This window comes from Falsiroseomonas oryzae, assembly GCF_027856955.1.
GTDB classification, from domain to species: Bacteria; Pseudomonadota; Alphaproteobacteria; order Acetobacterales; family Acetobacteraceae; genus Falsiroseomonas; species Falsiroseomonas oryzae.
Genome location: NZ_JAPSMD010000527.1, coordinates 1 through 3,262, shown reverse-complemented (window position 1 = coordinate 3,262; position 3,262 = coordinate 1). Strand labels below are relative to the sequence as shown.

General features: G+C 72.5%; 2 protein-coding genes and 2 pseudogenes. All 4 read left to right on the top strand.

The window, feature by feature from the left end; all coding sequences use genetic code 11:
* A pseudogene (locus OZN99_RS28265) lies at positions 1–635 on the top strand (phosphoenolpyruvate carboxylase); the annotation flags it as partial.
* Positions 636–713: 78 nt separating this feature from the next.
* Entirely contained in the window at positions 714–2,054 is a 1,341-nt protein-coding gene (locus OZN99_RS28260; RefSeq protein ID WP_270938554.1) for an alkaline phosphatase, read from the top strand.
* A 155-nt stretch (positions 2,055–2,209) separates the two neighbouring features.
* Positions 2,210–2,839, top strand: coding sequence for a TetR/AcrR family transcriptional regulator (locus OZN99_RS28255; RefSeq protein ID WP_270938553.1), 630 nt, complete (start codon positions 2,210–2,212; stop codon positions 2,837–2,839).
* Between the two features lie 78 nt (positions 2,840–2,917).
* Positions 2,918–3,262, top strand: a pseudogene (locus tag OZN99_RS28250) (efflux RND transporter periplasmic adaptor subunit); the annotation flags it as partial.

Here is a 3,262-nt window from a genome sequence, read left to right as displayed (position 1 = left end):
TGCGCGCCCGCAGCCCGCGCTTCGCCCGCGCGCTGGCCATGGCCTCCCACGCCGCGGCCTGTTCAGACATCGGCGTGCTGCGCGCCGCGGTGGACACGCTGGACCCCGGCCCCTGGCTGGACCGCGCCGGCGCCACCAGCCGCCCCGGCCGGCGCGAGGAGCTGATGGCGGTGGCCGCCGCGCTGGAGCGGCTCGACATCTCCGCCGTGGTGCGACGCATGTATCGCCGCCTGCAGGCCGACCAGCTGGCACTGCGCGCCGCCTGGCCTGACCTGCCGCGCATGCCCGACCGGCTGGTGCTGCTGCATGCGCTGCGGCTGGCGCTGCTGCAGCGCATCTGGCTGCTGGCCGTGCGCGTGCCGGAATTCAGCCCGCGCCACGGCGCGACGCGGGAGGCGCTGCTGCGCGGCATCCTGCAGCTGGACGTGGAGCGCGCGCTGGCACTGCTGGCGGAGGTCTTCCCGGCCGCCCCGGACGCTTCGGCCGGGCTGGATTTCCACGAGCCCGCCCCGTCCCGCGCGGGGGCAAGCTATGCGCGCGAGCATGACGCGCTGTTCAGCCCGATGGGCCATCTGTTCGCGCTCCTGCGGGAATGCTCCGCGGCGATCGCGCATGAGGTCGGCGCCTTCGGCTGAGCCCGGGCCGGCGCAGCGGCTGGACAGCGCCTCGGCGCCATGCTGCTGATTTGCCACTGGCCCAGGGGGGATCTCCGCATGCGTCGCACGCTGCTCACCGGCCTGGCCGCGCTCGGCGGCCTGGCCCTGTCGCCGTTCAGCCGCGTCCAGGCGCAGCGCGCGGCGCCGCAGCCGGCCGCCGGCGCGCAGACCGGCAACGTGATCTTCTTCCACCCCGACGGCATGGGCCTGAACCACTGGGGCGCGGTGCGCATGCACACGGTCGGCCCGGATGGGCGCCTCAACTGGGACCGGCTGCCGGCCATGGCGGTCTATCTCGGCCACATGCAGGACGGGCTGGCCAGCACCAGCAACGCGGGCGCCACCACCCATGCCTATGGCGTGAAGGTCAACGGCAACGCCTTCGCCATGCATGAGGGCCAGCGCATCCGCCCGCTCAGCGGCGGCGAGGGCTCGATCGCGCATGAGGCGCTGGCCCGCGGCAAGTGGGTCGGCCTAGTGAATTCCGGCTCGGTCGAGGAGCCGGGAACCGCCTGCTTCATCGCCTCCGCGCAGCGGCGCAGCAACTACGACTTCATCACCCAGATGCTGGTGGAGAGCGGCATCCAGGTGCACATGGCCGGCGGCGAGCGCTACTACCTGCCGCGCGGCGTGCGCGGCCGCCACGGCGAAGGCGTGCGCGGCGACAGCCGCAACCTGGTGCAGGAACTGCGCGACAAGGGCTACACGGTGGTCTTCACGCGCGAGGAGCTGCTGAACCTGCCGCCCACCGCCACGCGCGTCTGGGGCATCTTCGCCGAGCGCCACACCTTCAACGACCGGCCGGAGGAGACGCTGGCGCAGGGCAACCTGCCGCTCTACGCGCCGAACGCACCCTCCATCGCGGAGATGGCGGAGGCCGCGCTGCGCATCCTCTCCCGCGCGCCGCAGGGCTTCCTGCTGGTGGCGGAGGAGGAAGGGACGGACAACTTCGCCAATGCCAACAACGCCGCCGGCCAGCTCGAGGCCGGCCGGCGCGCCGACGAGGCGGTGGGCGTCTTCGCGCGCTACGTGCAGGCCAATCCGCGCACGCTGATGCTGATGACGTCTGATTCCGACGCCGGCGGGATGCAGCTGCTCGGCCCCGGCCTGACCGACCGCCGGCGCATCCGCGAAGGCCAGGCCCTGCCGGAGCGCGACAACAACGGCGCGCCCTGGGACGGCCAGGGCGGCAGCAGGGGAATGGCCTTCATGAGCGCGCCGGACCGCAACGGCACGCGGCATCCCTTCGCCATCACCTGGGCGACCGCCGACGATGCCGCCGGCGGCGTGCTGGCGCGCGCCGTCGGGCTGAACAGCAACCTTGTCTCCGGCACCATCGACAACACCGACATCTACCGGGTCATGTACCGCACGCTGTTCGGCGTGACGCTCAGCTGACGCGACCTGCGGTTGATGGACGCCCTCGCCCGATCCCGGTGGCGGGGGCGCCGTCGATCTGCGCATGGTGGCACGGCGCCGCAGGCCGGCGGGTCCCGCGGGCACCGCGCCGATGACCCTGGCATCCTGACGGATGAAGGAATATATCAGCGATCATGAGCGCAACCGCCGAAGCTGGCCCGCGCCGGCCCACCCCGGCCGAGGACACGCGCCGCCGGATCGAGGACACGGCGGAGCGGCTGTTCCGGGCCATGGGCTACCAGAAGACGGCAGTGGCCGACATCGCGCGCGAACTCGGCATGTCGCCCGCCAATGTCTACCGCTTCTTCGCCTCGAAAAGCGCGATCAACGAGGCGATCGCGGCGCGCATGCTGGGCGGCGTGGAGGCCGAGCTGTGGCAGGTCGCCCGCGGCGACGCCCCGCCGGAGCAGCGCCTGGCCGACCTGCTGCGCACCCTGCACCGCCGCCATCTCTCGCTGTTCTTCACCGAACGGCGCCTGCACGACATGGTGACCGCCGCCATGGCCGAGCATTGGGGCGTGGTGGAGCGCTTCATCCATGCCTGCGTCACCGCGATCCGCCACATCCTGATGGATGGCATGGCGAGCGGCGCCTTCGCGAAGATGGACGCCGAGCAGACCGCGAAGTCGATCAAGCAGGCGGTGCTGGCCTTCATGCATCCGAGCCTGATCGCCGAATGCGTCGGCCGGAACACCACGGAGGAGGAACTCGCTGCCGACCTGGAGGCGATGATCGGCCTCATCCTCCGGGGCCTCCGGCCCTGACGAGTGTCGACTGACGATTATTGACTTTCATCAGTCATCGTCCATTATGGGGTCTCCGAACCGCCGGAGGTCCCCTCCATGCCCCGTTTCCCCACGCGTCGTGCCGCCGCTTCCCTGCTGATCCTGCCCGTCCTGGCGGCCTGCCGCGCCGAGGGCCCGGCCGCCCAGGCCACCCCCGCCCCGGCGCCGCGCCCCGTCCAGGTCGCCGAGGTCGTCCTCGCCCCCGCCGAGACTGCCGCCGCCTACACCGGCATCGTCCGCGCCCGGCGCGAGGTGGATGTCGGCTTCCGCACCGGCGGCCGCATCGCCGAACGACTTGTCGAGGTGGGCGGCACGGTCGCCGAGGGCCAGGTGCTGGCGCGGCTCGACACCGCGGACCTGGCGCTCGCGTTGCGCAGCGCGGAAGCCGATCTCGCCAGCGCG